The sequence below is a fragment of the Flavobacterium gelidilacus DSM 15343 genome (assembly GCF_000422685.1).
GTDB lineage: Bacteria > Bacteroidota > Bacteroidia > Flavobacteriales > Flavobacteriaceae > Flavobacterium > Flavobacterium gelidilacus.
In genome coordinates this window covers 224,770-251,460 of record NZ_AUGN01000001.1, presented here as the reverse complement: position 1 = coordinate 251,460, position 26,691 = coordinate 224,770, and the positions used below count along the sequence as shown (strand labels likewise).

25 protein-coding genes are annotated in these 26,691 nt (G+C 30.8%); 16 read left to right on the top strand and 9 right to left on the bottom strand.

Annotation, left to right across the window (positions count from 1 at the left end; all coding sequences use genetic code 11):
* Nucleotides 1-70: 70 nt before the first annotated feature.
* The 10 genes from G507_RS0101125 to G507_RS0101075 all read left to right on the top strand — a co-directional run bounded on the left by G507_RS0101125 (nucleotide 71) and on the right by G507_RS0101075 (nucleotide 12,017).
* A complete protein-coding gene (locus tag G507_RS0101125) occupies nucleotides 71-2,362 on the top strand; it encodes an oxidoreductase (protein WP_026715752.1) in 2,292 nt (763 codons plus the stop codon).
* Between the two features lie 78 nt (nucleotides 2,363-2,440).
* Nucleotides 2,441-4,027, top strand: coding sequence for an AMP-binding protein (locus tag G507_RS0101120; protein ID WP_035665467.1), 1,587 nt, complete (start codon nucleotides 2,441-2,443; stop codon nucleotides 4,025-4,027).
* 3 nt (nucleotides 4,028-4,030) lie between these two features.
* Complete coding sequence (locus G507_RS0101115; RefSeq protein WP_026715750.1) at nucleotides 4,031-5,212, top strand: hypothetical protein; 1,182 nt, start codon at nucleotides 4,031-4,033, stop codon at nucleotides 5,210-5,212.
* Complete coding sequence (locus tag G507_RS0101110; protein WP_026715749.1) at nucleotides 5,209-6,789, top strand: FMN-binding glutamate synthase family protein; 1,581 nt, start codon at nucleotides 5,209-5,211, stop codon at nucleotides 6,787-6,789. Before G507_RS0101115 ends, G507_RS0101110 begins: the two co-directional genes overlap by 4 nt.
* 9 nt (nucleotides 6,790-6,798) lie before the next feature.
* Nucleotides 6,799-7,233, top strand: coding sequence for an acyl-CoA thioesterase (locus G507_RS0101105; RefSeq protein ID WP_026715748.1), 435 nt, complete (start codon nucleotides 6,799-6,801; stop codon nucleotides 7,231-7,233).
* A gap of 123 nt (nucleotides 7,234-7,356) precedes the next feature.
* A complete protein-coding gene (locus G507_RS0101095) occupies nucleotides 7,357-8,337 on the top strand; it encodes a carbon-nitrogen hydrolase family protein (protein WP_026715747.1) in 981 nt (326 codons plus the stop codon).
* 64 nt (nucleotides 8,338-8,401) lie between these two features.
* Nucleotides 8,402-9,016, top strand: coding sequence for a hypothetical protein (locus G507_RS0101090; RefSeq protein WP_026715746.1), 615 nt, complete (start codon nucleotides 8,402-8,404; stop codon nucleotides 9,014-9,016).
* 60 nt (nucleotides 9,017-9,076) lie between these two features.
* Complete coding sequence (locus G507_RS0101085) at nucleotides 9,077-10,183, top strand: cupin domain-containing protein (RefSeq protein WP_026715745.1); 1,107 nt, start codon at nucleotides 9,077-9,079, stop codon at nucleotides 10,181-10,183.
* A 92-nt stretch (nucleotides 10,184-10,275) separates the two neighbouring features.
* A complete protein-coding gene (locus tag G507_RS0101080; protein ID WP_026715744.1) occupies nucleotides 10,276-11,184 on the top strand; it encodes a fumarylacetoacetate hydrolase family protein in 909 nt (302 codons plus the stop codon).
* 86 nt (nucleotides 11,185-11,270) lie between these two features.
* On the top strand, nucleotides 11,271-12,017 hold the full coding sequence (locus G507_RS0101075; protein WP_035665354.1) for a maleate cis-trans isomerase family protein: 747 nt from the start codon (nucleotides 11,271-11,273) through the stop codon (nucleotides 12,015-12,017).
* A gap of 209 nt (nucleotides 12,018-12,226) precedes the next feature.
* Here G507_RS0101075 and G507_RS17185 read toward each other — a convergent pair whose 3' ends face one another.
* Nucleotides 12,227-14,626, bottom strand: coding sequence for a PAS domain S-box protein (locus G507_RS17185; protein WP_051191443.1), 2,400 nt, complete (start codon nucleotides 14,624-14,626; stop codon nucleotides 12,227-12,229).
* A 448-nt stretch (nucleotides 14,627-15,074) separates the two neighbouring features.
* Here G507_RS17185 and G507_RS0101065 point away from each other — a divergent pair, with 448 nt between their 5' ends.
* The 3 genes from G507_RS0101065 to G507_RS0101055 all read left to right on the top strand — a co-directional run bounded on the left by G507_RS0101065 (nucleotide 15,075) and on the right by G507_RS0101055 (nucleotide 17,211).
* The gene (locus tag G507_RS0101065) at nucleotides 15,075-15,983 is read left to right on the top strand and encodes a DnaJ C-terminal domain-containing protein (protein WP_026715742.1); all 909 of its coding nucleotides are present in this window, start codon (nucleotides 15,075-15,077) and stop codon (nucleotides 15,981-15,983) included.
* Nucleotides 15,984-15,987: 4 nt separating this feature from the next.
* Nucleotides 15,988-16,278 carry a chaperone modulator CbpM gene (locus G507_RS0101060; RefSeq protein WP_026715741.1) on the top strand — a complete coding sequence of 97 codons (291 nt, stop codon included), beginning with the start codon at nucleotides 15,988-15,990 and terminating at the stop codon, nucleotides 16,276-16,278.
* Nucleotides 16,279-16,482: 204 nt separating this feature from the next.
* Entirely contained in the window at nucleotides 16,483-17,211 is a 729-nt protein-coding gene (locus G507_RS0101055) for a phenylalanine 4-monooxygenase (RefSeq protein ID WP_035665351.1), read from the top strand.
* 78 nt (nucleotides 17,212-17,289) lie between these two features.
* Here G507_RS0101055 and G507_RS0101050 read toward each other — a convergent pair whose 3' ends face one another.
* Both G507_RS0101050 and G507_RS17180 read right to left on the bottom strand, forming a co-directional pair.
* Entirely contained in the window at nucleotides 17,290-18,183 is an 894-nt protein-coding gene (locus G507_RS0101050) for a hypothetical protein (protein ID WP_051191442.1), read from the bottom strand.
* A 7-nt stretch (nucleotides 18,184-18,190) separates the two neighbouring features.
* On the bottom strand, nucleotides 18,191-18,643 hold the full coding sequence (locus tag G507_RS17180) for a DM13 domain-containing protein (RefSeq protein ID WP_157496452.1): 453 nt from the start codon (nucleotides 18,641-18,643) through the stop codon (nucleotides 18,191-18,193).
* A 277-nt stretch (nucleotides 18,644-18,920) separates the two neighbouring features.
* On the opposite strand from G507_RS17180, the gene G507_RS0101040 reads away from it, so the two are divergent.
* Nucleotides 18,921-19,553 carry an NAD(P)H-dependent oxidoreductase gene (locus G507_RS0101040; protein ID WP_026715738.1) on the top strand — a complete coding sequence of 211 codons (633 nt, stop codon included), beginning with the start codon at nucleotides 18,921-18,923 and terminating at the stop codon, nucleotides 19,551-19,553.
* 211 nt (nucleotides 19,554-19,764) lie between these two features.
* On the opposite strand, the gene G507_RS0101035 is transcribed toward G507_RS0101040, so the two are convergent.
* Both G507_RS0101035 and G507_RS0101030 read right to left on the bottom strand, forming a co-directional pair.
* The gene (locus tag G507_RS0101035) at nucleotides 19,765-20,856 is read right to left on the bottom strand and encodes an L-dopachrome tautomerase-related protein (protein ID WP_035665347.1); all 1,092 of its coding nucleotides are present in this window, start codon (nucleotides 20,854-20,856) and stop codon (nucleotides 19,765-19,767) included.
* Nucleotides 20,857-20,892: 36 nt separating this feature from the next.
* On the bottom strand, nucleotides 20,893-21,399 hold the full coding sequence (locus G507_RS0101030; protein WP_026715736.1) for a VOC family protein: 507 nt from the start codon (nucleotides 21,397-21,399) through the stop codon (nucleotides 20,893-20,895).
* 130 nt (nucleotides 21,400-21,529) lie between these two features.
* On the opposite strand from G507_RS0101030, the gene G507_RS0101025 reads away from it, so the two are divergent.
* Nucleotides 21,530-21,856: a winged helix-turn-helix transcriptional regulator gene (locus G507_RS0101025; RefSeq protein ID WP_026715735.1), complete on the top strand. Its 327-nt coding sequence runs from the start codon at nucleotides 21,530-21,532 to the stop codon at nucleotides 21,854-21,856.
* Between the two features lie 107 nt (nucleotides 21,857-21,963).
* On the opposite strand, the gene G507_RS0101020 is transcribed toward G507_RS0101025, so the two are convergent.
* From G507_RS0101020 to G507_RS0101005, 4 genes are all read right to left on the bottom strand, one after another.
* Nucleotides 21,964-22,599, bottom strand: coding sequence for an NAD(P)H-dependent oxidoreductase (locus G507_RS0101020; protein ID WP_026715734.1), 636 nt, complete (start codon nucleotides 22,597-22,599; stop codon nucleotides 21,964-21,966).
* Nucleotides 22,600-22,635: 36 nt separating this feature from the next.
* The gene (locus G507_RS0101015) at nucleotides 22,636-23,058 is read right to left on the bottom strand and encodes an organic hydroperoxide resistance protein (protein ID WP_026715733.1); all 423 of its coding nucleotides are present in this window, start codon (nucleotides 23,056-23,058) and stop codon (nucleotides 22,636-22,638) included.
* A 2-nt stretch (nucleotides 23,059-23,060) separates the two neighbouring features.
* Nucleotides 23,061-23,480 carry a MarR family winged helix-turn-helix transcriptional regulator gene (locus tag G507_RS0101010; RefSeq protein ID WP_026715732.1) on the bottom strand — a complete coding sequence of 140 codons (420 nt, stop codon included), beginning with the start codon at nucleotides 23,478-23,480 and terminating at the stop codon, nucleotides 23,061-23,063.
* A gap of 481 nt (nucleotides 23,481-23,961) precedes the next feature.
* A complete protein-coding gene (locus G507_RS0101005) occupies nucleotides 23,962-25,005 on the bottom strand; it encodes a sensor histidine kinase (protein ID WP_026715731.1) in 1,044 nt (347 codons plus the stop codon).
* 399 nt (nucleotides 25,006-25,404) lie between these two features.
* Between G507_RS0101005 and G507_RS0101000 the strand changes: the two genes are divergently transcribed.
* Complete coding sequence (locus G507_RS0101000) at nucleotides 25,405-26,478, top strand: ice-binding family protein (protein WP_051191461.1); 1,074 nt, start codon at nucleotides 25,405-25,407, stop codon at nucleotides 26,476-26,478.
* Nucleotides 26,479-26,691: the final 213 nt, after the last annotated feature.

Sequence of the window (26,691 nt, the reverse complement as noted above, 5' to 3'; positions counted from 1 at the left end):
TACTTTAAAATTCAGATTAAAAATTCAGAATTCTAGAAGAAATTCTGAAACTTATAAATTCAGAATAAAAATGAAAATATCAGTAATTGGCGGTGGTCCAGGTGGATTATATTTTTCGATTTTAACAAAAAAAGCAATGCCAGATTGTCAAATTGATGTTTACGAACGTAATCGTCCAGATGATAGTTTTGGTTTTGGAGTTGTTTTTTCAGATGAAACTCTAGGTGAATTCTTAAAAAAAGACATGAAATCCTATGAATTGATTCGAAGCAAATTTGCCTACTGGGATGATATTATCATTGCTCGTGACGGACAAGAAGTCAGTATAGCTGGAAACGGTTTTTGTGGTTGTTCAAGAAAAACATTATTACAATTACTGTACCAACGTTGCAAAGAAGAAGGTGTAAATCTTCATTTTGAAGCCAATGTAGAAGATTTAAGCCGGTTTTCTGATTCAGATGTAATCGTAGCTTGCGATGGCTTATCAAGTTTAACTAGAACAAAATTTGAAGCTGATTTCGGTACTAAAGTTGAACTAAAGAAAAACAAATTCGTTTGGATGGGTTCTACAAAACCATTAGACGCATTTACTTATTTCTTTAAAGAAACTGAACACGGTGTATTTGCAGCTCACACTTATCAATATGAACAAGGAATGAGTACTTGGATTTTTGAATGTGCTCCAGAAACTTGGGAGAAATTCGGATTCGATACTTACAACGAAGATGATACGGTTCAAAAATTACAAGAATTATTCAAACCAGAATTAGACGGTCATGGTTTAATCACCAATAAATCACATTGGAGGCAATTTCCACATGTTACTAATGAAAATTGGTATCATAATAACATGGTTTTATTGGGAGACGCAAAAGCCACAGCCCACTACTCTGTTGGTTCAGGAACGAAACTAGCGATGGAATCTGCTATTGCTTTATCCGATTCAATTATTGCAAATCCAAATAATATTCAAGCTGCTTTTCAAAACTATGATAAATCAAGAAGAAATATCGTAGAAATGATTCAGTACGCTGCAAACGTTTCTCTGGATTGGTTTGAAAACATGGACAGACACATGCAACATCCATTTTACCAATTTGCTTTTGGATGTATGACGCGTTCTAAAAAAGTGACCTACGAAAACCTACAAATTAGAGATAAATCATTTACAGATAAAGTTTTACAAGAGTTCAATGAAAATCTAAATATTAGTGACAAAAATCAATCAGCTGCATTTTCGACTTTCAAAGTAAGAGATTTAGTTCTTCAAAATCGAATCGTAATGAGTTCAATGGGACAATATTCTGCAGATAATGGATTAGTAAATGATTGGCATTTCCAACATTACACATCTCGTGCAATTGGTGGTTTAGGTTTGATTTTTACCGAAATGACTGCAGTTTCAGATACTGGACGTATTACTTTAGGTTGTACAGGTATTTATGATGAAAATCAAATAGTTGAATGGAAAAGAATTAATGATTTCATTCACAATAACACACAGACAAAAATCGGAATTCAGTTAGGTCATTCTGGTCGAAAAGGAGCCACAAAAAGACCTTGGGAAACAGAAGATTTAAATGATAAATGGGAATTGCTTTCCGCTTCTGCTATTCCATTTAATGAAAATTTTTCAACTCCAAAAGAAATAACTTTGGAAGATATGGATTTTGTTTGTTCACAATTTGTTCAAGCTACAATAAATGCTACTAAAGCTGATTTTGATATGATTGAATTACAAGCACATCACGGATTTCTATTAGCTTCTTTTCTTTCACCTTTAACAAATACTAGAGCAGATGAATTTGGAGGAAATATCGAAAACCGATTAAAATTTCCTCTAAGAGTATTTAATGAAATGAGAAATATCTTTCCGAAAGAGAAACCAATGTCAGTCAGAATTTCAGCAACAGATTGGGCAGAAAACGGAATTTCAGAAGAAGATGTAATTACGATTGTAACTGCTTTTAAAGAAGCTGGAGCTGATATTATAAACGTTTCGACAGGAAATACCGTTGCTAATCAAAAACCGCTATCAGGTAGAATGTGGCAAACTCCTTTTTCAGATGCTATTAGAAACACAGTAAATGTTCCAACTATAACAGCTGGATACATTCAAGATATTGACCAAATAAATACTATAATCCTTAACGGAAGAGCTGATTTAGTGGCTTTAGGAAGACCTTTATTATTAGACCCAAATTTCGTTAGAAACGCTCAAGCCTACGAAGGTTATCAACCAAACGACATTCCAAATCAATACAAAATGGGAATTTCTCATTTATATCCTTTAAAAACATCGGAAAAAAAACAAAATGAAGGAATGAAAAAGGCTTTGAAACCGAAGAGCAACAAAATGTAAATCACAAAATTCAAATCCCAAATTCCAAATATTGCGTTTTTATTGGGATTTGGAATTTTTAATATTGGAATTTCAAATATGAAACATTATACAGACAATTTCGCCCAAGATAATCTACCAAGTCAAGACTTGCAACCTGATTATTTGTGTGATTTACCTCAATTTCAACATCCTGAAATGCTTAATTGTGTTGAACGTTTGCTTGATAATCACATCAAAAATGGAAATGGTGAAGCAGTTTGTATTCGTACATTCAAAGAAACTTGGACTTACAAGGATTTATATGAAAAAGCCAATCAAATTGCACATGTTTTAGTAGATGATTTAGGCTTAGTTTCAGGAAATCGTGTTTTGTTGCGTTCTGCAAATAATCCAATGATGGTAGCTTGTTGGTTTGCAATTTTAAAAGCTGGTGGAATTGTCGTAGCTACTATGCCTCTGCTTCGTTCAAAAGAATTAACTACTATTATTGATTGTGCAGAAATTTCAATAGCTATTTCAGATAGTGATTTGGCTGAAGACATGAATCAAGTCGAATCTAAATTCTTAAAACAAAAAAGCTTTTACAGAAATGGTCATTTGGAGCAATTAATGCAATCAAAACCCAAAACATTCTACAATTATCATTCAAAAGCAGATAGTGTATGTTTAATTGGTTTCACCTCTGGAACAACAGGTTTACCCAAAATGACTGCTCATTATCACAAAGATATTTTAAATATTTGTGAAGCATTTCCAATCTATTCTTTGCAACCCACAAAAGAAGATATTTTCATAGGAAGTCCACCATTAGCTTTTACTTTTGGTTTAGGAGGTTTGGTATTGTTTCCCATGTATTTTGGAGCTTCTACTTTTTTACTAGAAAAACCAAGTCCAGATTTACTTTTAAAAGCTATTCAAGAGTATAAAATCACTATTTGTTTGACAGCACCAACTGCTTGGAGAGTGCTAACAACAAAACTAAATGAATTCGACGTTTCTAGTTTGAGAAAATGCGTTTCTGCTGGTGAAACTTTGCCTTTACAAGTTTGGCAAGATTGGTACGATGCTACTGGGTTAAAAATCATTGACGGAATTGGAGCAACCGAAATGCTTCATATTTTCATTTCATCTAACGAAGAAAACATGATTCCTGGAACAACTGGCTTACCTATTTTAGGCTACGAAGCTAAAATTGTTGACGATAATGGAAAGGAACTTCCGATAAATGAAATAGGAAAATTAGCCGTTAGAGGAATTACAGGTTGCAAATATTTAAACCGAGAAGACAAACAAGAAGCTTATGTTCAAAATGGTTGGAATTTAACGGGTGATATCTTTAAAAAAGACGAAAAAGGGTACTTTTGGTTCATAGCTAGAGGTGATGATATGATTATTTCTTCAGGATATAATATCGCTGCTATTGAAGTTGAATCCGTACTTTTAACTCATGAAGACATATTTGAATGTGCAGTGATTGGAATTCCAGATAAAGAACGTGGAATGTTAGTTTGCGCTCATATTGTATTAAAAGAAAAAGATAAAGCTTCAGTAGCGTTAGAAAAACATATTCAACACTGGTTCAAAGAAGTAGCTGCGCCATATAAATACCCAAGAATTATCAAATTTACAGATAATTTACCCAAAACAGAAACAGGAAAAATACAACGCTTTAAGTTAAAATAAAAAATGAAACTGTCGATAAAAAAATACTTTATAATTCTTATTATAATTCTCTTAGTTATACATGTTGGGTACTTTATTTATGGATTTAATCATTTTAAATCATTTAATGATGCTGACATTTATTTCACGTTTTATAGGTTTAAATTTTATGATGATGTTTCTATTTCTCATTTTTTTATTACTTCTTTTTTTCTTTTTTTTAGCACTGTAATTTTAATTAAAAATTATAGAAAAGTCCCCTATTCTCTTAATCAATTAGGTCTGCTATTTTTTGGAATATTTCTTTCTACTCTATTAAGTTGTACTTTTTTTATTAGTTTTAGTTTAGGGCAAAGAACAAAAATTCATACTTTATTAACGGAAGAAAAATTTAATGAAGACAAAAAACTACTTAACACTTTAAATGTGTTTTTGTATAATAATATAACAGAAAAAGTATATAATTCTTTCGATGTAGAAAATGCTTTATATCCAGAACCTTATCCTGTAATAAAATCTATAGATACAATTGAAAGTATGGATGGATCATTTTATGAAGAAGAAAATTATTTCAGCATTGATACTTTAGTTCTAGAAGAGAAAACATATGAAAATTTAAGTAAGCTAGCAGATACAACATATTCAATTTTAAATGATTTTGGAGTTTCTGAAATTGATTTTAAAAAAAATGTAATCAGTACAAAAAAAATCAATGATTCCATAGAAATCATATACAAAGGAAGAGAAGTTAATCCAAATTATGATTTGTCTACTTTTATGATGAACAGTAAACTTTTTAATAGAATCAGAAATCAACCCATTTTTGAACAAAGATTTGAAGCTGCAAAAGAACGTTATAACTTATTGTTTACTTATAAAATAGATTCATTAAATGCTAAACTAGACCAATTACAAGTTATTTTAAATAAATACAAAATTGATGCTAAAATTAATAGTAAACAATTGGCAAAAAATATTATCAATGCAGAAAAAAGTGGCTATAACATTGGCTACATAAGCTTAGATAATTATATAGATAGACCTGCATTAGAAGCTAGGTTTAATACTTTAGATGAATTATTTTATGAACCTAAATATTTACATCCATCAATTCGAGGTATCTTTTTTATAGTTACAATAACACTAACATTATTAATAACTTTATTATTTTTAATGTTTAATAAATTAAAAAATAACAAACAATGAGAAAAGCTTTTCTAGTATTCAGCATAACAATATTATCAATAACTGCAATACTGATCTATATAAATTGGAAGTTCAGTTTTCTATTACTAATCTTTATTCCTTTAATTTTAATGGGATTATATGATATGTATCAATCCAAACATACTATTAAAAGGAATTTTCCTTTACTGGGTAGAATGAGGTATCTTTTAGAGAGCATGGGACCAGAAATGCGACAATATTTTATTGAAACTGATACAGAAGGAAAACCATTCAACAGACTACAACGAAGCATGGTTTATGCACGTAGTAAAAAGGAAACTGACATGGAGCCTTTTGGAACACAATTAAATACTTACAAAGCAGGTTACGAATGGATAAATCATAGTGTTAGAGCCATTTCATTTCAAACCGTAAATACAAAACCATTAGTTAAAATTGGTTCTTCACAATGTACCAAACCTTATGAAGCCAGCATGTTTAATATTAGTGCCATGAGTTATGGTTCTTTAAGTAAAAATGCCATCATAGCTTTAAATGAAGGAGCTAAAAAAGGAGGCTTCTTTCACAATACGGGTGAAGGTGGTCTTTCTCCTTATCATTTACAAGGTGGTGATGTTGTTTGGAATATAGGTACTGGGTATTTCAGTTGTCGTAATTTTGATGGAACATTCAACCCTGATGAATTTGAAAAAAGAGCCATATTAGAGAATGTAAAAATGATAGAAATTAAATTCTCACAAGGAGCAAAACCCGGACATGGTGGAATTTTACCCAAAGAAAAAGTAACCGACGAAATTGCTGCCATTCGTTTAGTGAATAAAGGACATGATATCATTTCTCCACCAACCCACTCTGCATTTACTACACCACTAGAATTAATGGATTTTATAAAGTTACTAAGAAGAAAATCAGGTGGAAAACCAATCGGAATTAAAATTTGTATTGGAAATAAATCTGAATTTATAGGCATTTGTAAAGCTATGGTGGAAACCAAAACTTATTTAGATTTCATTACTGTTGATGGTGGTGAAGGTGGAACAGGTGCTGCGCCTCCTGAATATTCTGATCATGTAGGAATGCCTTTGCGTGATGCTTTAGCCTTTGTATATGACTGTTTAAACGGTTTCGGAATCAAAGATCAAATTAAAATTATCGCTTCTGGTAAGGTAATTTCAGGATTTGATATCATTAGAAATTTATCAATTGGAGCCGATTTATGTAATTCAGCACGTGGAATGATGTTCGCTTTAGGATGCATTCAAGCTTTAGAATGCCACTCAAACACTTGTCCAACTGGAGTAGCTACACAAAATCCAAAATTAACCAAAGGCTTAGTGCCAGAGGAAAAAAGCATACGTGTAGCACGTTTTCAACATGAAACCGTAAAAAGCGCTGTAGATTTAATGGCTTCGGCAGGATTAGATCATCCTGACAAAGTTGACAGAACAGTGGTTAGTACTCGTATCGATGCTTCACATGTTAAAACATTTTACGAAATATATCCCGAATTAGATAAAGGTTGCCTTCTAAACGAAAACACCATTCCTAAAGAATTTTCAATATTCTGGAAAAAAGCAAATGCAAACCAATTTTAAAAAAACAGGATGAGTAACTACTTCATAAAACAAGAAAAAATAAAATTCAAGCATGTAGATTATGCTGGAATAGTCTTCTACCCAAGGTTTTTAGAAATGCTAAACGATTTAGTAGAAGATTGGTTTGAAGAAGCCTTAGACCGACCTTTCTCTAAAATGCACGAAACTAACGGAATTCCGACCGTAGATTTAAAAGTACAATTCAAAAAAGCAGCTCGTTTAGGAGAAATATTGACTAAAAAACTCTGGGTTAAAAACTTAGGTGGTGCTTCTATTTTATGTGGATTTAAATTTGAAGACGAAGAAAAAAAAACCTGCTTAGAAGGTGAAGTGACTTTAGTAAACGTAGCTTTCACAGAAAACAGAAACAATATTAAAGCTGAAGGTTTTTCAGAAGAAATGAAAGAAAAAATTTCAAAATATATAGTTAGCAACACTGATTAAATTTTATCAATTTCTATAATTTTTATATCTGTGTTCCAAAAAATAGTTAACAAACATAAACAAATTAAAACTTTGAGAAACTCTGTGTTTCCTTTGTGATACTTTGTGTAACAAACCAAAAAAATGGACTTCAAAAAATTCAAAGCAGCAACCGTACAAACTTCACCAGTTTTTCTTGATGTAGAAAAAACTATTGAAAAAGCTATTACTTTCATTAAAGAAGCCAGTCAAAACGGAGCAACATTAATTGCTTTTCCGGAAGTATTTGTAGCTGGTTATCCTTACTGGAATTGGATTATGACACCTGTTCAAGGCAGTAAATGGTATGAAAAACTATACAAATGTTCCGTAAAAACAGAAGATGAATCCATGAAACCCTTGTTTCAAGCGGCAAAAGATTTCAATATGCATATTGTGATTGGAATTAATGAACGCGGTGATTCCTATGGTGAAATTTACAACACCAATCTAATTATTGATAACAACGGAAAACTAATTGGAAAACACAGAAAACTAGTACCAACTTGGGCTGAAAAATTAACTTGGTCTAGTGGCGATGGTTCTTCCTTAAAGGTTTATGATACAGAAGTTGGACCAATCGGTACCTTAGCTTGTGGTGAAAACACAAATACATTAGCTCGTTTTACATTACTTTCTCAAGGAGAATTAGTGCACATAGCCAATTACATTTCATTACCTGTTGCACCAGCTGATTATAATATGGCAGAAGCTATAAAAATTCGCGCTGCAGCTCATTCTTTTGAAGGAAAATTATTTACAATTGTTTCGTGTTCTACAATTTCACAAGAAATCAAAGATGCTTTGCGCAAAGATGTTCCTAATGTAGATGAAGTATTGACTCGTAAAAATTCAGCTTTCTCTGGATTTATTGGTCCAAATGGAGCCACAATTGGAGAACCTTTAATTGATGATGAAGGCATTGTGTACGCTGAAATTGATTTAGAAAAATGCATCCAACCCAAACAAATGCACGATATTTTGGGACATTACAATAGATTCGATATCTTTGATTTGCGAGTAAATATTGCTCCAACAAGAAAGATTACATTTATCGATAGTCATGAGGAGTTTAATAAGAAGTAACAAAATTAACCCTTCTAGGGTTTGGAACCCTAGAAGGGTTAAAATTTAAATAATAATTAAGAAAATGTCTGAAATAAAAGACTCAATTGAACAAGGAAGTTATTACCACATATATAATCGTGGTAACAATCGTTGTGATGTTTTTTTTGACGAGGATAGTTACCATTATTTTTTAAGACTATATGATAAATATATAACACCTGTAGCTGACACTCTTGCTTGGTGTTTATTAAAAAATCATTTTCATATTTTAGTATACATTAAACTTAACCATGAAATAAATCCAGAAAAATTAGAATTTTCTACTGTTGAAAAACCAAAAATTATTTCAGCTTCAAGACAATTCTCACATTTTTTTAATGCATACACTCAAGGAATAAATAAAAGACACAATAGGACAGGTAGTTTATTTGAATCAACTTTTGAAAGAAAAAAAATAACTTCTGACGCTTATTTACAGAAAGTTATTTTCTATATACACAATAACCCTGTACATCATGGTTTCACAAAAAATATCAATCTTTATCCATGGTCATCTTACGAAACTATAATTTCTGATAAACCAACTAAATTAAAAAGAGATAATGTTATTGAGTTTTATCAGAATAAAGAAACCTTTATTAAATATCATAATTCAGAACAAAATTTACAAGAAATTAATACATTTATAATTGAATAACTTTAACCCTTCTAGGGTTTTAAACCCTAGAAGGGTTAAAGTTAATTTAAAAAACAAACTATGAACGAAAACCATTCAGACGATCAATACGGAAGAGCTCGAGTTCAAGATTCACCGGAACTGAAAGCTTACTACAAAGACTTAGAAAACCTTGGTGCTGGTGCTTTATGGACCGTTGCCAATGACATAGAACCTTGGGAACCTAAATCAAATTCAGTTCCAATGCTATGGAAATACGATGATTTAAGAGAATTAGTTTTAAAATCATCAGAACTAGTCACACCTGAACAAGCCGGAAGACGAGTTGTGTATTTAGTTAATGATAAACGAAAAGACGTTTCAGCAGCTGTAGGTTGGTTATATACTGGAATTCAAGTCACACGTCCAGGAGAAAGTACTTCGGCTCACAAACACAAAGCTTCTGCCCTACGATTCATTATGGAAGGAGAAGGTGGTTATACAGTTGTAGATGGAAATAAAATCACATTTGAAGTCAATGATTTCGTTATCACACCAAATTCAACTTGGCACGAACACGGAGTTGATGCCAACGGAAAAACCTGCATTTGGCAAGATGGTTTAGATATTCCGCTAATAAATGCTTTAGAAGCAAATGATTATGCAGTTTATGATGGAAAACAACCTTTGGAAGTTCCTTTAAACAATTCACCAATCAATTATGGAACGGCTGGCATTATTCCTGCAGATAAAGTTTGGGATAAACCATATTCTCCTTTATTTAAGTTTTCTTGGTCAAAAGTATATCCAGCTTTGGTTGAAGCTTCAAAAAGCAATGAAATAAATCCTGTTGACGGAGTTTTCATGCACTATTCCAATCCAATGACTGGTGGACATGTGATGCAAACTATGGGAGCAAGTATTCAACTATTGCCAGCTAATTTTAAAGGAAAAGCACATAAACATACAGGTTCATTCGTGTATCAATGTGCAAAAGGAAAAGGCTATTCAATTATAGATGGAAAGCGCTACAATTGGAAAGAACGCGATATTTTCTGCGTTCCTTCATGGGCTTGGCACGAACATCATAATTTATCCGAAACAGAAGACGCTTGCTTATTCTCTTTCAACGATTTACCTGTAATGGAAAAACTAGGCTTATATCAAGAGAAAGAATACACAGAAAACAACGGACACCAACAAGTTTAATAACAAAAATAAAATTCAAAAATCAATAAAAACATAGTGTCTTTGTGCCTTTGAAGCAAAATAAAAAGATACTGAAATAAATTCAGCATAAAATGAAACTACTTACTTACAAAACAGCAGATACAGAACCAAGATTAGGATTTATTCATAACAATCTAGTAATCGATATGGAAGACTTTGGAAATATTTGCAACTTTCCACTTCCTGATGATATGTTGGATTTAATTGACTTAGGCTATGAAATCATTTCAGAAATTCAAGATTTAATTGATGATACACGTGAAGTTGATTTTGAAGAAATCTCGTATAAAATGGACGAAGTTACGTTCCTTGCTCCTATTACAAAACCTAGAAAAAATATTATCGGAATTGGTTTAAATTATACAGAACATGTTGCCGAAAGTGCAAGAACATTAGACACTTCAAATGACTTACCACAACAACCCGTTATCTTTTCTAAACCACCAACTTGTGTTACAGCAACTAATACTGAAATTCTACTAAATAGAAAGCTAACCAATCAATTAGACTGGGAAGTTGAATTAGCTATAATCATCTCAAAGAAAGGAAAATACGTCCCTAAAGCTGAAGCAATGGATTATGTTTTTGGATACACTGTTATCAATGATATATCTGCAAGAGATTGTCGTCGTTCTGGCCAATGGATTGTTTCAAAAGGGCAAGATACTTTTGCTCCAATGGGACCAATATTAGTAACCAAAGATGAAGTAGAAAATCCACACAACTTAAATTTATCTTTAACCGTTAACGGAATTGAAAAACAGAATTCAAATACAAAATTCATGTTGTTTAATATCAATGCTTTGATTGAAGATTTAAGTACCGTTTTCACTATTGAAGCTGGAGACATAATCGCAACAGGAACACCAGCTGGAGTTGGCGCAGGAAGAACACCACAAGAATGGTTAAAAGATGGTGATGTGGTAAAATGTACCGTTGAAGGTATTGGATCAATTGTGAATACCGTTAAAGAAATATAAAATATAAGGAACACAGATTTAAGAAATTAAAATAATTTTTAAAATTTCTCTAATTCCTTAAATCTGTGTTCCAAAAATTAAAAAATATGAAATACAGAATAGGCCAAATAGTACCATCATCAAACGTAACGATGGAAACCGAAATACCAGCAATCTTTCGTTCAAGAGAAACGATTCTTCCTGAACGATTTACGTTTCATAGTAGTAGAATGCGTATGAAAAAAGTAACCAAAGAAGAACTCGAAGCAATGGATGCCATGAGTTTAAAATGTGCTCAAGAATTATCTGACGCTCATGTGGATGTTATGGGTTATGCTTGTTTGGTTGCCATTATGAGCATGGGAAGAGGATATCATTGTGTTTCTGAAGTGAATTTACACCAAGAAACGGTTGCGAATGACTTCCCTACTCCTATTGTAACTTCTGCTGGTGCTTTGATTAATGGTTTGAAAATTTTAGGTGCAAAACAAATTTCGATAATTACTCCTTACATGAGACCTTTGACTGATATGGTGGTAGATTATATCGAAAATCAAGGCATAAAAGTCAAACAAAGTATTGCTTTAGAAATTCCAGATAATTTGGAAGTCGCTGCTCAAAATCCTTTGAATTTATTGGAAATCTACAAACAATTAGATTTGACAGATGTTGACGTTTTAGTAGCTTCTGCTTGTGTTCAAATGCCTTCTTTAGAAGCTATTGATTTAATTCAGGCTGAATGTGGAATACCTGTTACTTCTGCAGCCATTTGTACGACTTATGAAATGATGAAGAAAATCGGAATTGAAGCAAAATCTGGAATTGGCGGAGAATTGTTGAATGGGAAATATTGATTAATAAAATTAAATACAAAATAGCATTTGTTTCTTTCTTTATTATTGGAGTTATTTTACTTCACCTTTTTGGAATTTACTTTGTCATTTGTATTCCTATTATAATTTTTTTTACATACTTGTTATAAAAATTAGGCATAAGTCTAAAGCTAAATTATAGTTGACTTTTTAAAACTAAAAATTATTTTCTTAAGTCAACTATAATTTTGTTAAGTAAAATACTTACCAATTAGTTGTTTTAATTCATTTACTTCAATTGGTTTTGTAATGATTTCATTACAACCAGCTTGTAACATTATTTCATTTTCATTTGAAAGTACATTTGCTGTTTGAGCAATGATTAATACGTCTTTATTAATCTTTCTAATTTCTTTTGTAGCATCATTCCCATTCATTATTGGCATTTGCATATCCATCAACACTAAATCGATATCAGGATTATTTAGACAAGCTTGTACCGCTTCTTCTCCATTTTGTGCATAAATAATTTGGTGAGCTATATCTTTTAGGGTTATAGAAATAAGCAATTCAGAGATCTTATCATCTTCAGCAATTAAAATTTTTAACTTATTAGATAAAGGTTCAAATTCTGAATTTTGTTTGATCTTTTTTTTATGATTTGCATCCGAATGTTCTTTAAAATAAGGAAGTGTAAAGTAAAAAGTACTTCCTGCTCCTTCCTTAGATTCTACCCAAAGTTGTCCACCAAGCATCTCTACATAGGCTTTTGAAATAGACAGACCTAAACCTGCACCTTGTAGAGCCATTTTATTTGAAATATCTGCTTGAATAAATCTTTTAAAAATAGCTTCAACACGATTCTTAGGAATTCCAATACCAGTGTCTTCTACAAAAAACTGAAGAAAATTATCTTTTTTAATGTATCCAAATTTAATAAATCCTTCTTCGGTATGTTTTATGGCGTTTTTAACAAGATTAGTTAGTATGGAAAATACTTTTTCACGATCAGTAGTAATAATAGCATCTTCATTCGAAAAAGCATTAGCAAAGGATAATTTGATTCCTTTACTTTCTACTTCAGGAAGAAAGAAATTATAAACATATTCAATTTGCTCATTAATATTAGAAAGTTGTTTGTACATTTCCATAACTCCAGATTCAATTTTAGAAATGCTTATAATATCATTTATAATATTAAGCAATCGCTCACCGCTTTCTTCTATTAGGTTGATATATTCTTGCTGTTTTGAACCTGATAGATTTGGTTCTCTTAAAAGTTCAGCAAATCCTAATATACCATTCATTGGAGTTCTAATTTCGTGACTCATATTAGCTAGAAAAGACGACTTTAAACGATCAGATTCTTCTGCTCTCTCTTTAGCTGCTAGTAATTCTATTTCAGTTAATTTTTGATAAGTAATATCCCTAAATTCTACAGATCTAACCATTTTTCCTTTATAAGGAATATTTCTGGCCTCTAATCTAACCGGAAATTCTTCACCATTCTTTTTAACACCATATTCTTCATAAGGTTTTTCATAACCACTCTGAATTTTTTGCATTACTTTATTTCTTGACTTTTCAGCAATTAATTTTAAACCATCCATTCCTATTAATTCTTCATACGAATATCCTGTCATATCAGACAAGCCTTGGTTGCATTCTAAAATTATTCCCTTATCGTGAATTGTGATTCCACCAAAAGATGCATTATGCAATGCTTTAAAACGTATTTCGTTTTCTTGTGCTTCTTTTTTAGCTAATGTAAGTTCTAATTCAACATTTTTTCGGGTTGAAATTTCATTTACAAAAGCTAAAACCTCATTAGACTCAACCGGTATAAAATGTGCTTCAAAATAATGTTCAACCGCATTTAACATTAAAGCATACTCAACTAAAACTATTTTTTGTTCTGAAATTGTACTTTTTATAGATTGATTAAATAAATCCGAAATATCTTCGGGTAAAACATTAGATAAATTTTTATTAATAAAATTTTTGGGGCTAGTAAATAGCAATTCTTTTTTAGCAGCTCGATAATTTAGAATTACACCTTCTTTATTTATTCTGAAAACAATATGTTGAAAGGCATTAAGTATAACACTATTTTCATTTTCTAAAGTTTGTAAATTTTCTTCAACTTGTTTATGTTTAGTAATATCTATTATATAGAAAAAAAACTCATCTTCTTTTTCCCTATATACCGATGAAATATGAACAAATTTTGATGATTTTTTATTTATTAAAAGCCGAACTTCACAAGACTTATTTTTGTTTTCTTTTACTTGTTTTGTAAAGAAAGTTTTAAATTTTGATTTACTTTCAGAAGCTATATATTCATTAAAGTTCTTTTCAAGAATAGCGTTACTTGTCTTTCCAAGTATTTTTGCTCCATATTTATTAACATCTTTGATATCTCCATGATTATTAAGTTTAAAATAACCAATTGGAGCGAAATCATAAAAATTAGAATAAATATTTGCTTTAAAGTTGCTTTTAGAAGTTACAAAACTTAACTCTTTTTTTTTTAATTTGATTTCAAGTTTTAATGCTTCAAGTTCAACTTGATGTTTTAAAATAGTTGCTTGGTTTATCTGATTAATGGAAGATTCAGAATCCTTAGTGTCAAGAAGCTTATTGTCTTTCATACTTTTTTTATGCGTTATACAAGATACTAAAATTAAGAAAAAAGTTATGATTTTTTAAAAAAATGGCTCAATAAATCTATATCAACTATATTATTTTAAGAATATTAGTTTATTTAATATAATAACATAAAACAAACTTACAAAAAAAACAATTAAATTAATTTATTATTTTTTAATTTATTAGTCTTTATATCAACATACTTTTTGATCTATTCAATAAGAAAAATCACCATAGTTATAAAACTAGTAAGCTAGTATTTTTAGTTTTTATTTCAAATATAAAACTATTGTTTTTAATTTTTTTAAAATTATGTATTTGTAAATTAAATAGTATAAATCAAATATCTAATATTAAAACAAATCTTGAATTTTCAATACAAAATCTCATAGAATTTCGTAAATTTACCTAAGCATTTTAAGCTTATTAAATTGTTTAATCTACTATTTTATGGAATTTATTGATTACTACAAAGTCCTTGGCATTACTAAAAGTGCCACTAGTGATGAAATTAAAAAAGCCTATCGTAAATTGGCGAGGAAATTACACCCAGACATTAACCCCAATGATAAAGAGGCACAAACAAAGTTTCAACAACTAAATGAAGCTAATGAAGTCTTGAGTAATCCCGAAAAAAGAAAGAAATACGATAAGTATGGTAAAGATTGGGAGAAAGGAGAAGAATACGAAAAATACAAACAGCAACAAGAACGACAATATTCAAATGCTGGTCAACAACAATCATATTCAGGTGGAGATTTTAGTGGCGAAGATTTTTCAGATTATTTTTCTTCAATGTTTGGAAATCAAGGTGGTGGTGGACGCAGAAGTCAACCAAAATATCGTGGACAAGATATTCAAGCGTCATTACAAATTGATATAAAAGAAGCTTACACAACACACAAAAAAGAATTTACGGTAAACGGGAAAAGCATTAGAATTACCGTTCCTGCAGGAATTGAAGACCAACAAACCATTAAAATTAGTGGTTATGGCGGAGCAGGAACTAATAAAGGACCAAACGGTGACTTATACATTACTTTTTCTATTCTAAATACAACTGCTTTTAAACGTGTAGGTAATGATTTATTTTACACGCAAGATTTAGATTTATATACAGCAGTTTTAGGAGGAGAAATTACGATTTCTGACTTCAATCAAGCTAAATTGAAACTAAAAGTAGCTGCTGGAATTCAAAATGGAACAAAAGTGCGTTTGAAAGGAAAAGGTTTTCCAATTTATAAAAAAGACAATCAATTTGGAGATTTATATGTAACTTATAACATTGTCATTCCAACCAATCTTTCAGAAAAAGAAACAGAATTATTCAAGGATTTAGCTAAATCTGCCAAAAACTAAAAATATGGAAACGCAAGAATTAATAATAGTAGAAGTATTTTGTCAAGAATACGAAGTAGAAATTAACTTTATCCAAGATTTAGAAGCCTTTGGATTAATTGAAACCATTGAGCATGAGAAACAAAAATATTTGGATAAAAACCATTTGGCTTCTATCGAAAAAATCATTCGTATGCACAATGATTTAAACATTAACAAAGAAGGCATTGAAATCATCTTAGACTTGCTAGAAAAAAACAACCACCTTGAATATCAAATTAAGACTTTAAAAGAGCGTATTAATTTATACGAATAAAAAATCTTATAAAAAAGGATGAAAATTTAGTTATATTCAGGTTTTTTTCTATTTTTACAGCCTTATGATGAATAACAAAAAATACTATTATTACTATATTCCGAAAACGGGACTGTAGTATTATTGTATATTTTTAAAATATTTTACAAAGCTCAGTTCAACCGAATTGAGCTTTTTTTATGTCAAAAATTTAAAAGAAAGAAAATGCAACAACGTTATGAAAAGTACACCGAAGAGGATTTAAAAATATGGAACCTGTTATTTAGACGTCAAGAAGAAAATTTACAAAACAAAGCTTCTCAATCCTATTTAGATGCCTTAGAACAAATGAAACCTGTTTTAAACGCTTATGAAATTCCAAACTTTGATAAAATCAATAAATGGTTTCAAAAGGAAACAGGTTGGCAAATTGAATGTGTTCCAGGATTAATTCCTGTAGAAGATTTTTTTGAATTATTAGCTAAAAAAAGATTTTGTTCTTCTACATGGTTACGTTCCATGGAAAATTTAGATTATTTAGAAGAACCTGATATGTTTCATGATATTTTTGGACATGTCCCTTTACTTTGTAATCCAATTTTTTCAGATTTTATGGAAGCCTTTGGTAAATTAGGTGTAGCTATGAAAGATGATGCAGAACGTGTAATACAATTACAAAGATTGTACTGGTTTACCATTGAGTTTGGATTAATTAACGAAGTTTCCACAAAAATTTATGGAGCTGGAATAGCTTCTTCGTTTGGCGAAACAAATTTATCGTTAGGAAAAACAGTTGAAGTAGCTCCGTTTGATTTAAAAATCATATTAAATCAGTCTTTTGAAACTGATCATGTGCAAAACTTGTATTTTCAAATTGATTCCTATGAACAACTATTTGAAGCTATAGTTAGTCTAGAAAAAGAATGGAAAGAGATAAAATTAGTTTCAAATTAATATAAAAAAAAGGAGTTCGATGTTATATCTAACTCCTTTTTTTGTGTTGAATCTTATATATCAAGAATAAAATTAATTTTAGAAAGCATACTTATAAATTAGCCCAGCTGTAAAAGAACGCGTTAAGCCGTCTGGTCTTTCTTCTTTAACTACAAATGGAAAGGCCAATGATGCTTCCAAAATTTTGTTTTTTGCTATCGCATAACTAGTAATTAAATTTGCGTTTATAGTCAAACCGTCTGAACCATCAATTGAGGTTCTATTACCTGCAAGGTTTTCGTACGTATCTTCACCCAAACGATAAATAAATAGTAAGTTGGGTTTAAACGTGAATTTAGTATTGTTTTGAATAGTATAAGTCGTTCTAAACAAAACATCCGGTTTTCTTTCAAATAGATTGGTTGAGGAAAAATCATTGGAAGCAGAATACTCATCAAAATATGAATTCTTATTATTATTGAATACTGGCAATTGCAAAGCTGTATTAAAAAACCACTTTTTATACTTAAAACCTACACCAGCTATCAAATCAAAAGTTCCCAGACTGGCTTGATAATCTAAAGGTAATGAAACACCATTAATTTTAGCATTGGAAGACGTAAACGGAAATTTAAAACCCAAAAGTGTACTCCAAGTTTTATCTTTTTTTTCTTTAAAAGTATAATTACCCGTTAAGAATGCATCTCCAAATTGACCTCTTGTGCCAAAATCGCCACTAGCTTGTGAATAAGTAACTTTTGCACTCATGGTAAACGATTCAGAAAAATTACGAGTGTAAGTAACATAGGGTGAAATATAAAAAATATCTGCTTCTCCTCCACCGATTATACCTCCAAAATCAAGTTGGTTTTTAGAAGTATTTAGTTCATCCGTAAAAGTATTTCCTACTGAGCAAAAACCAGCATCACTACAACCTTGGGAATACATTGATAAACTTCCCAAAATACTTAAAATATATATAGTCTGTTTCATATAAACATTAATTTAAATTAGCAATAGCATACAAATGATTGTACTGTTGACAATGGATTAAAACATAGGTAAAAACCGTTAAATCCACTTGGGTTGGAATAGTATAAGTTGTTGCTGCAGTCAAGTTTCCTAAATTGACAAACGTATCAGGAGCAGCTGTTGTAGAAAGATATACTTTTAAATCTGGTGCATTTGAAATAGTAAAGTTTTCTAAAGAAACAAATCGAGTTGTTCCTTGTTGATATATCTTAGCTTTACCTGTGACTGAAATTCCAGCAGTTGGGACAAAGGTTCCAGCATATAATTCAACTAAATCTTCATTGGAATTAATGATAATGTTTTGTTGTTGGGCTTCTTGTCTAGTAAATTCCCCTTCTTTTTCACAAGAAAAAAACATGAGTGCGACTAATAAATAAATTCCTTTCTTAACCATAGCAGTAGTATTTAAGTTTAAAATCAAAACTACTTTTTTGAAAATAAATGATATGTAAGCTAACTAACACAAAAGCAATTTTTAATAAAATGCTATATATAAAACCTTTAAATAAAAGAACTTAAGACAATAAAGTAATATTCAATAGCAAATCAAACTAGAAAAAATTTGAAGTAGAAACAGAAAACACTATAAAATGGTAAAACTGGACTGATAAGCGATTTTAGATAACTTTAAGAGTTGTAAAGAGAGAAATTAGCATATAAATTGTAAATTGTATGTATAAATTAAAAAACAAAAAAAAATGAGCTTATTAGAAGATTTAAAGTGGCGTTATGCTACTAAAAAAATGAATGGACAAGAAGTAGCACAAGAAAAAATAAACTATATATTGGAGGCTGCTCACTTAGCTCCTTCTTCATCTGGATTGCAACCTTTCCAAATTTTCGTAATTTCAAACCAAGAATTAAAAGAAAAAATTAGAACAGTAGCTTCTAACCAAAGTCAAATTACTGATGCTTCTCATGTATTGATTTTTGCAGCATGGGATTGTTATACTTTAGAACGTATTGAAAAGGTTTTCGACCATACAATGAAAGAAAGAGGCTTGCCAATGGAAACTATGGATGATTATAAAAAGAACCTTTGGAGCATGTATGAGCCACTAAGTAAAGAATGGCATTTTAATCATGCAGCTAAACAATCATACATTTCATTAGGAATGGCATTAGCAGCAGCTGCAGAACTAAAAGTAGATGCAACACCAATGGAAGGTTTTGAACCGCCTAAAGTAGACGAAATATTAGGGTTAAAAGAACTAGGATTGAAAAGTACTGTTGTTTTAACACTAGGTTACAGAGATGCTGAAAATGATTGGTTAGTCGATATGAAAAAAGTAAGAACTCCTGAAGATGAATTCTTTACTAAGATTGATTAAGTTTCCTTTAAATGAGTTTTGTTAAATAATAAAACTTTGCTTGTTTCATTGAGCAAAGTTTTAATATTTAAGCAGTTTAGAGCCTGCAACTAGTGAGTTACTTCCTTCGAACTTTAAGGTTCTTTTATTTTATTTTTAATTCACAACGGTCACTAGCTAATAGTAATTTTGTTTTGATATAAAAAATTGTGTGTTTTGAATTCTTTAAGTCTCACTCTTCATCCACGGGCAACAAAACCTTATTTAAAGAAAACACCATATCAGATATATCACCTTCAGCCTCATTAATTCTAGAATTGGTATAATACAAATAACCATCATAAATACTAAAAGTATCGGCCCATTTAACATCTTTTCCTTCTAACAAGATGTGAATACTTCCATCTTCCTTTCTGTAAATAATTTTATGCTGCTCTAAATCCGCAAAATACAAATTCCCTTTGCTATCAAAAAGCATTCCATCAGGAGCACTTGTTTTAGCGATAGCTTTAACATTATTTTCAATAGCCTTTTTATCACCAGTAACCAAAACTTCTGTATCTATAGCATACAATTGATAACCTGTAAGGGCATGAAAATACAATTTGTTATGAACTGTATCTAAAGCAATTCCGTCAGAATGAACTGTGCGTTCCCATTTTTTACCTTCAAAAGTCAAGAAATTAACTTCGGCTTCTGTAGATTTATGATCGTCTAAAACACGCTTTGTCTTACCACTTTTTAAATCCAAAATCACTAACCCTGAATTACCAGAATCAGTGAAATAAACAACATTTTTCTTCTTATCTACACGTAAGTCGTTAATGTAAGAATCTTTATGATAACTTGCTTTATCAAATACGTAAGTATGAACCAATGCATTAGTTTTTAAATCAAACACAAAAACTCTAGGAGCATCAATTACACCTTTAAAAATAGGATTTCTGGTGTCTAAAACGTATAAATTTTGTTCAAAAACAACCACAGATTGTACGCCCACAAATTTGTTAGCCTCAACCTTTTGTCCAATTTCCCATGAATTCCATGATGCATTTGGATAACTTACCGCTTGATTTAAGGAATCTAATACAGCAACCGATCGAATAACGCCTTCTCTCCATCTAGGGAAGTTTACAAATATGCGACCATCATCAGCAACTGATACACCAGTAACTTGCTGACCTATAAAAGTTGCAACTTGAATGGAATTATTTGTAACTATTTCTTTTTCAAACTTATTATCTGTTTTTATCTTATCTATAACTTTATCGTTACAAGAGATAACTAATAGCAATAACAGAACTATATAAACAGCTTTTTTCATGGTTTTTATTTAATTTTATTGGAGTACAAAGTTAGCTTATTTAGCATAGGCACCCGAAGAATACGTAAGTTCATAACTGTGCGAATACACTTCAAATACAATTCCAAAAGGATCTTCTACATAACACATTTGATAAGGTTTATCATTTGGATAATAAGAACGGATTGGCATACGTTGTTTTCCTCCATAAGCAACAATTTTATCAACCAAAGCCTTTATGTTAGGATCTTGTATACAAAAATGAAATAACCCTGTGTTAAACGGATTAAATGCAGGTGCTTCTTTTAAACCATGAGGAAAAGAAAACAATTCTATCCCTATTCCATCTGAAGTTGATAAATGAGCGATTTCAAAGGTTTCCCAATCATCACCAAAAACATCTATACACATTTGACCTATAGCAGTTTCGGCTTCTTTTTTAACGGTTGACGGTTCCATAATAACGTACCAACCCATAACTTCAGAATAAAATTTAACAGCTTCTTTAATATTGGGAACTGTTATTCCAACATGAGAAAACGATTTTGGATATTGATCTTTCATAATTTTTATTTTTTATTTTAATAAGGCAAAATTAAACTATATTTGCTACTTTGACAATAACTTACTGAAAAGTATTATAGTTACCTAAAGGGGTTATTTGTTGATTTATAGCTAATTAAACATAAGAATAATGCTTAAAAATATTGATTGTCCTCTAAATCACACCATGCTTTTGATTGGAAACAAATGGAAACCTCTTTTATTATTTCATTTATTAGAAGGTGCATTGCGTTCTGGTGAGCTGCAAAAGAGTGTCGTTGGAATTTCTAATAAAATGTTTACGCAAACCATAAGAGAACTTGAAAAAGATGATTTGGTGGAACGTAAAATATTTCCTGTTGTACCTCCAAAAGTAGAATATAAACTAAGTGAAAGAGGAAAATCTTTAGAACCTATTCTAAGAAACTTAGATCAATGGGGTTTAGACGATAGAAAACTTTATGCTTCAAAAAAATAAGATTCTTTAATTTCAAAATAAAAATCCTGAACCAAAACAAAGTTTCGATTCAGGATTTTCTAAATAAAATGCAGCTTTGTACTAACCAAAAAGCTTTATTTTATTTTTTATTTGAATTCAATTACAAATTCCTCTTTTGGAGTTCTTACTTTTTTCATTGGAGCAATCCAATCTTTTGGTGTATCTGCATAACCTACATACATTAAAGAAACACTTTTTAATCCTAATTTGTTTAATGCTAAGATTTCATCCACTACACTATTGTCAAAACCCTCTACGGGAGTACTATCTACTTTTAATTCTGCAGCTTGACCTAAAGCCAATCCTAAAGAAATATAAGTCTGTCTTGCAATATGTGCGAAGTTTTCTTCAGCAGGCTGTGCTAAATAAATTTCTTTTAGTTTATCAGTATAACTTCCAAAACGCCCTCTTTCTAAACCTCGTTCATCAGTAGTATAATTGTATACTTTATCTATTCGTTCTGCTGTGTAACGATCCCAACCTGCAAAAATTATCACATGAGAACAATCTCTCATGCATTCTGGATTCAATGAACCATTTGCTAATTTTTCTTTTAAATCTTGATTTTCAACAACAAGTACATTAAAAGGTTGTAATCCAGAAGAACTAGGCGCTAAACGTGCCGCTTCTACAATTTTATCTATATCTTCTTTGCTTACTTTTTTGGTGGCATCATACGCTTTTACTGCATGTCTCCAATTTAAATCTTCTATTAAAGCCATTTTTATTTGTTTATTTATGTATTGTAAATTATTTAATTATTCGTTTGTAACCGTCAATTTCACAGGCATATTTCCTCTTGTTGCGTTAGAATAAGGACAAACTTGGTGTGCTTTTTCTATCAAATCTTGTGCTACTTCTATAGTTACACCTGGAATATTGGCATGCAATTCAGCTTCTAAACCAAAACCTCCAGCGTCATTTGAACCAATGCTAACGTTAGCAGTAACTTTTGTTGTACCGGTTGTAATACCTTCTTTTTTTATGACTAAGTTTAAGGCACTATCAAAACAAGCTGAATAACCAGCAGCAAAAAGCATTTCTGGATTAGCATAATCGTCATTAGCGCCACCCAAACCTTTTGGATGTCTTACTTCAAAATCAACAATTCCGTTTTCGCTTTTTACATGTCCGTTTCTACCACCAGTTGCAGTAGCTTTTGTTGTATACAATGTTTTCATAGTTATTTTTTTAAAATTTTAGTAATTATATTTTTTAAATTTAACAAATCATCGCTTGAAAGATTCATAGATTCCATTAATTGAGTTGGAATACAAGTTGCTTTTTCTTTTAAAGCTTTTCCTTTTTGGGTTAAAGCTATATGGACTAATCGTTCATCAATCTTACTTCTATTTCGGGTTACAAACTCTTTTACTTCCATTCGTTTTAATAACGGAGTTAATGTTCCACTATCAAGTTTTAATTTTTCTCCTAGTTGATTTACTGTTTGTTCTTCGTGTTCCCACAAAACAAGCATCACCAAATATTGTGGATAGGTAAGCTCAAGTTCCTCCAATAAAGGACGATATTGATTAATAATTTCCTTAGCTAAAACGTAAACTGGAAAACAAACTTGTTCGCTAAGATGTAAGGAATCTTTCATAGTATCAATTTGATAGTACAAATGTAAATTTAAATTAAATTGTGTACAATTTAATTTCGAAAGATTAATAATACTTTAACAATAGAATATAAAATTGAAAAACAATTATAATAAGGAAAAACCATTAAGAAATTCAGAAGATTTAGTACAAAACTAAATTTATCTAAATTCCTTAATGGTTTAAAATCTAAACCTTTTCATGCTACTTTGAATCAAAATTCGCCACCAATCAATACCCTATTAAGCTCTAAACATGCCGAAATATGAACCGCAAGGGCTTTATTAGGTACTTCAACAGATCAACCATAAACCATAAGATATACATTAAATAACTTATTGGCTTCTTCAGTACTCGCTACATTTAGTGATATTTTGAAGCGGTACTCCATTTCTTATACTCAACTCATGCTTTAAGGAACATCATTAGCCATTAAAACATTTGACCAATAGGTAGTAAAGCTATCATATTATTTTGTGGGGCCTATATTAGTGGTAACTGAATTGAAAAAGTAGCTCCTTTGTTTAGTCCTCCACTTTTAGCAATTAATCTTCCAGAATGTTTATTTACAAATCTTCTACTTATAAATAAACCCATTCCTTGGCTTGACTCTCCTTTGGTTCCTAAACGAGAATACTCTGTAAAAGGTTTAAAAAGAGCCTCTTTTTCTTCTTCCTTAAACCCTAAACCTTCATCAATAATATCTATGTTTATTTCTGTCTTAGATTTTGTGGCATTGATCCAAATTTTTCCGTTAGTTTCTGAAAACTTAATGGCATTGTTTATTAAATTAATAAATATTTGTCTGAATGCAGTTTCATTTCCTCTTATAACTAGGTCTGTAGAGCAATCAAAGAATAAATCAATATTCTTATTATCTAAAACAACTTTTTGATTTGCAATTATATCAATTATAATTTTCTTTAGATTTAAATCTACTTTTTCTAATTTCCCTTGAGTTTTTGATTCGTTTCTTAAGTTAGACAGTGTGCTTTCCATTAATGCAAGTTGTTGTTCAGCCAAAGATTTAATATTAGCCATTAAAATTTCTCTTTCGCTAGCAATTTCTTCTTGTTTTAGTAAGTCTATTAACATGATAATTCCCGAACATGGATTTCTTAGGTCATGAGATAAAATAGCAATGGTTTGTTGTTTAGAGTCAATAAGGTTATCGAATACTTCAATCGAAAATTGTAAGTCTTTTAAAAGTTCTCCTATCTCATCAGTAAAGTTTATGGGTAAAGTGGGTAGTTCTTGACTTTCTAAATATGCTTTGAGTGTGTTTCTTGCCAGTTTTATAGGTTCTAGTAATTTATTAAGTATAAACAAAGTAATTGCAGTTGCTCCTAACGTAAAAATTAAAGTAAAGATCAATATTAAAGTTGGAGATAAAACACCTTCATTAAAGGTAAGAAATATAATTAAGCCTATTAAAGGAATATGAATTCCTAAAAAAGCAATGGCTAAAAACTTAGTGGAATACTTTTTAAGAAGTTTAATTTTAGAGAGATTTGAATAAAGTTTCATATATATTTTTTGTGCTAGCTTATAGTAATTTGTAATAAAGGTATTGTTTTGAAAATTGAGTGACTTCAAAAAACTAAACTCAAGCTAAAGCGCAAAGTTGTTTACTAGTCAAAATGATGATTTTCTAAATGTTATGTTTTTTTATTAATAAGTTTATAAAAGTATGCAATTTTGTTCTCAATGTTGTCATAGACTGTAACTAGTTTCTACTTATTACATTCAAAGTAATTCAATAATTTAAAGTTATATAAAGTACTTAACGCACTTTAAAATTTATTTACTAGTGCATAAAGTATACGAATGCTATAAGTTAATACCATTGTTCTATAACATTAAAGGGTGCATACCAGCCTACATTTGTCATGTGATGATTACGAAATTTCACAAAATCCTACAATTATGAGAATTAAAAATTTATTTCCAACTTTTGCTATTGCATTAGTTGTTTTGTTCACTGCCTGTTCAAGTGATGACGAAACGCAGACAAGTCCTGCCCCAACTGTGGTTTTAACGAGTCCTTCAACCAGTGAAAGTAATGTTGCAAGAAACAAAGCAATTACAGTAAACTTTAGCAAATCAATGGAAGCATCAACTATTAATGCTACAACGTTTACAGTAAAACAAGGAAGTGTTTCCATACTAGGAGCTATTTCTTATTCAGGAACTACGGCAACGTTTATTCCACTAAATGCTCTTGCTGCACAAACACAGTACACAGTCAAATTAACTACGGGAGTAAAAGATTCAGCGGGACAAGCACTTGCGGCTGATATGCAATGGAATTTTACTACTAGTGCAAACGCAGCTGGTTTATCAGCAGTTGGTCTAGGAGCAGCAGGAAATTATGTGATTTTAGCTAAAACAGCAATCAACAACGTTCCAACTTCTACTATTACAGGAAATCTTGGATTAAGCCCTGCAGCGACATCGTATATAACTGGGTTTTCTTTAACAGATTTTACAGGATATGCAACATCTGCACAAATTACCGGAAAGGTATATGCTGCTGATATGGTTTCCCCAACCTCTACAAATTTGACTACAGCGGTTGAAAATATGATTACAGCATACAATAATGCAGCCGGACGTCCTACTCCAGATTATCTTGAATTGGGTGCAGGAAATATTGGTGGTACTACATTAGATGCAGGTCTTTATAAATGGACAAGTACTGTAACAATACCTTCAAATATAACCCTTTCTGGAACAGCAGATGATGTGTGGATTTTTCAAATTGCAGGTGATTTGAACATGAGTGCTGCAGTTAATGTAACGTTACAAGGTGGCGCAAAAGCATCTAATATTTTCTGGCAAGTAGCAGGTGAAGCTACCTTTGGAACTACATCACATTTTGAAGGTGTTATTATGTCAATGACAGGTATTACTTTTCAATCTGGTGCTACTTTTAATGGTAGAGCCTTAGCCCAAACGGCTGTTATTCTTGATGGGAATACTGTTGTACAACCACAATAAAATAGTTAATATAAAATTATACTGAAAAGAGGTGCTCCTAATAGAGCACCTCTTTTTTATGTTTTATAAAACCGCAAAAGAAAACAGACAAGATTTCAAACCATTATTACTCAGACAAGTTATTTTTTGAGGTTTTGTATAGCTATCTTTTTTTAACGATTGGAGTAAAATTGTATCGAGAAAGTTTATTATGAAAATCCTAACTATGAAGTA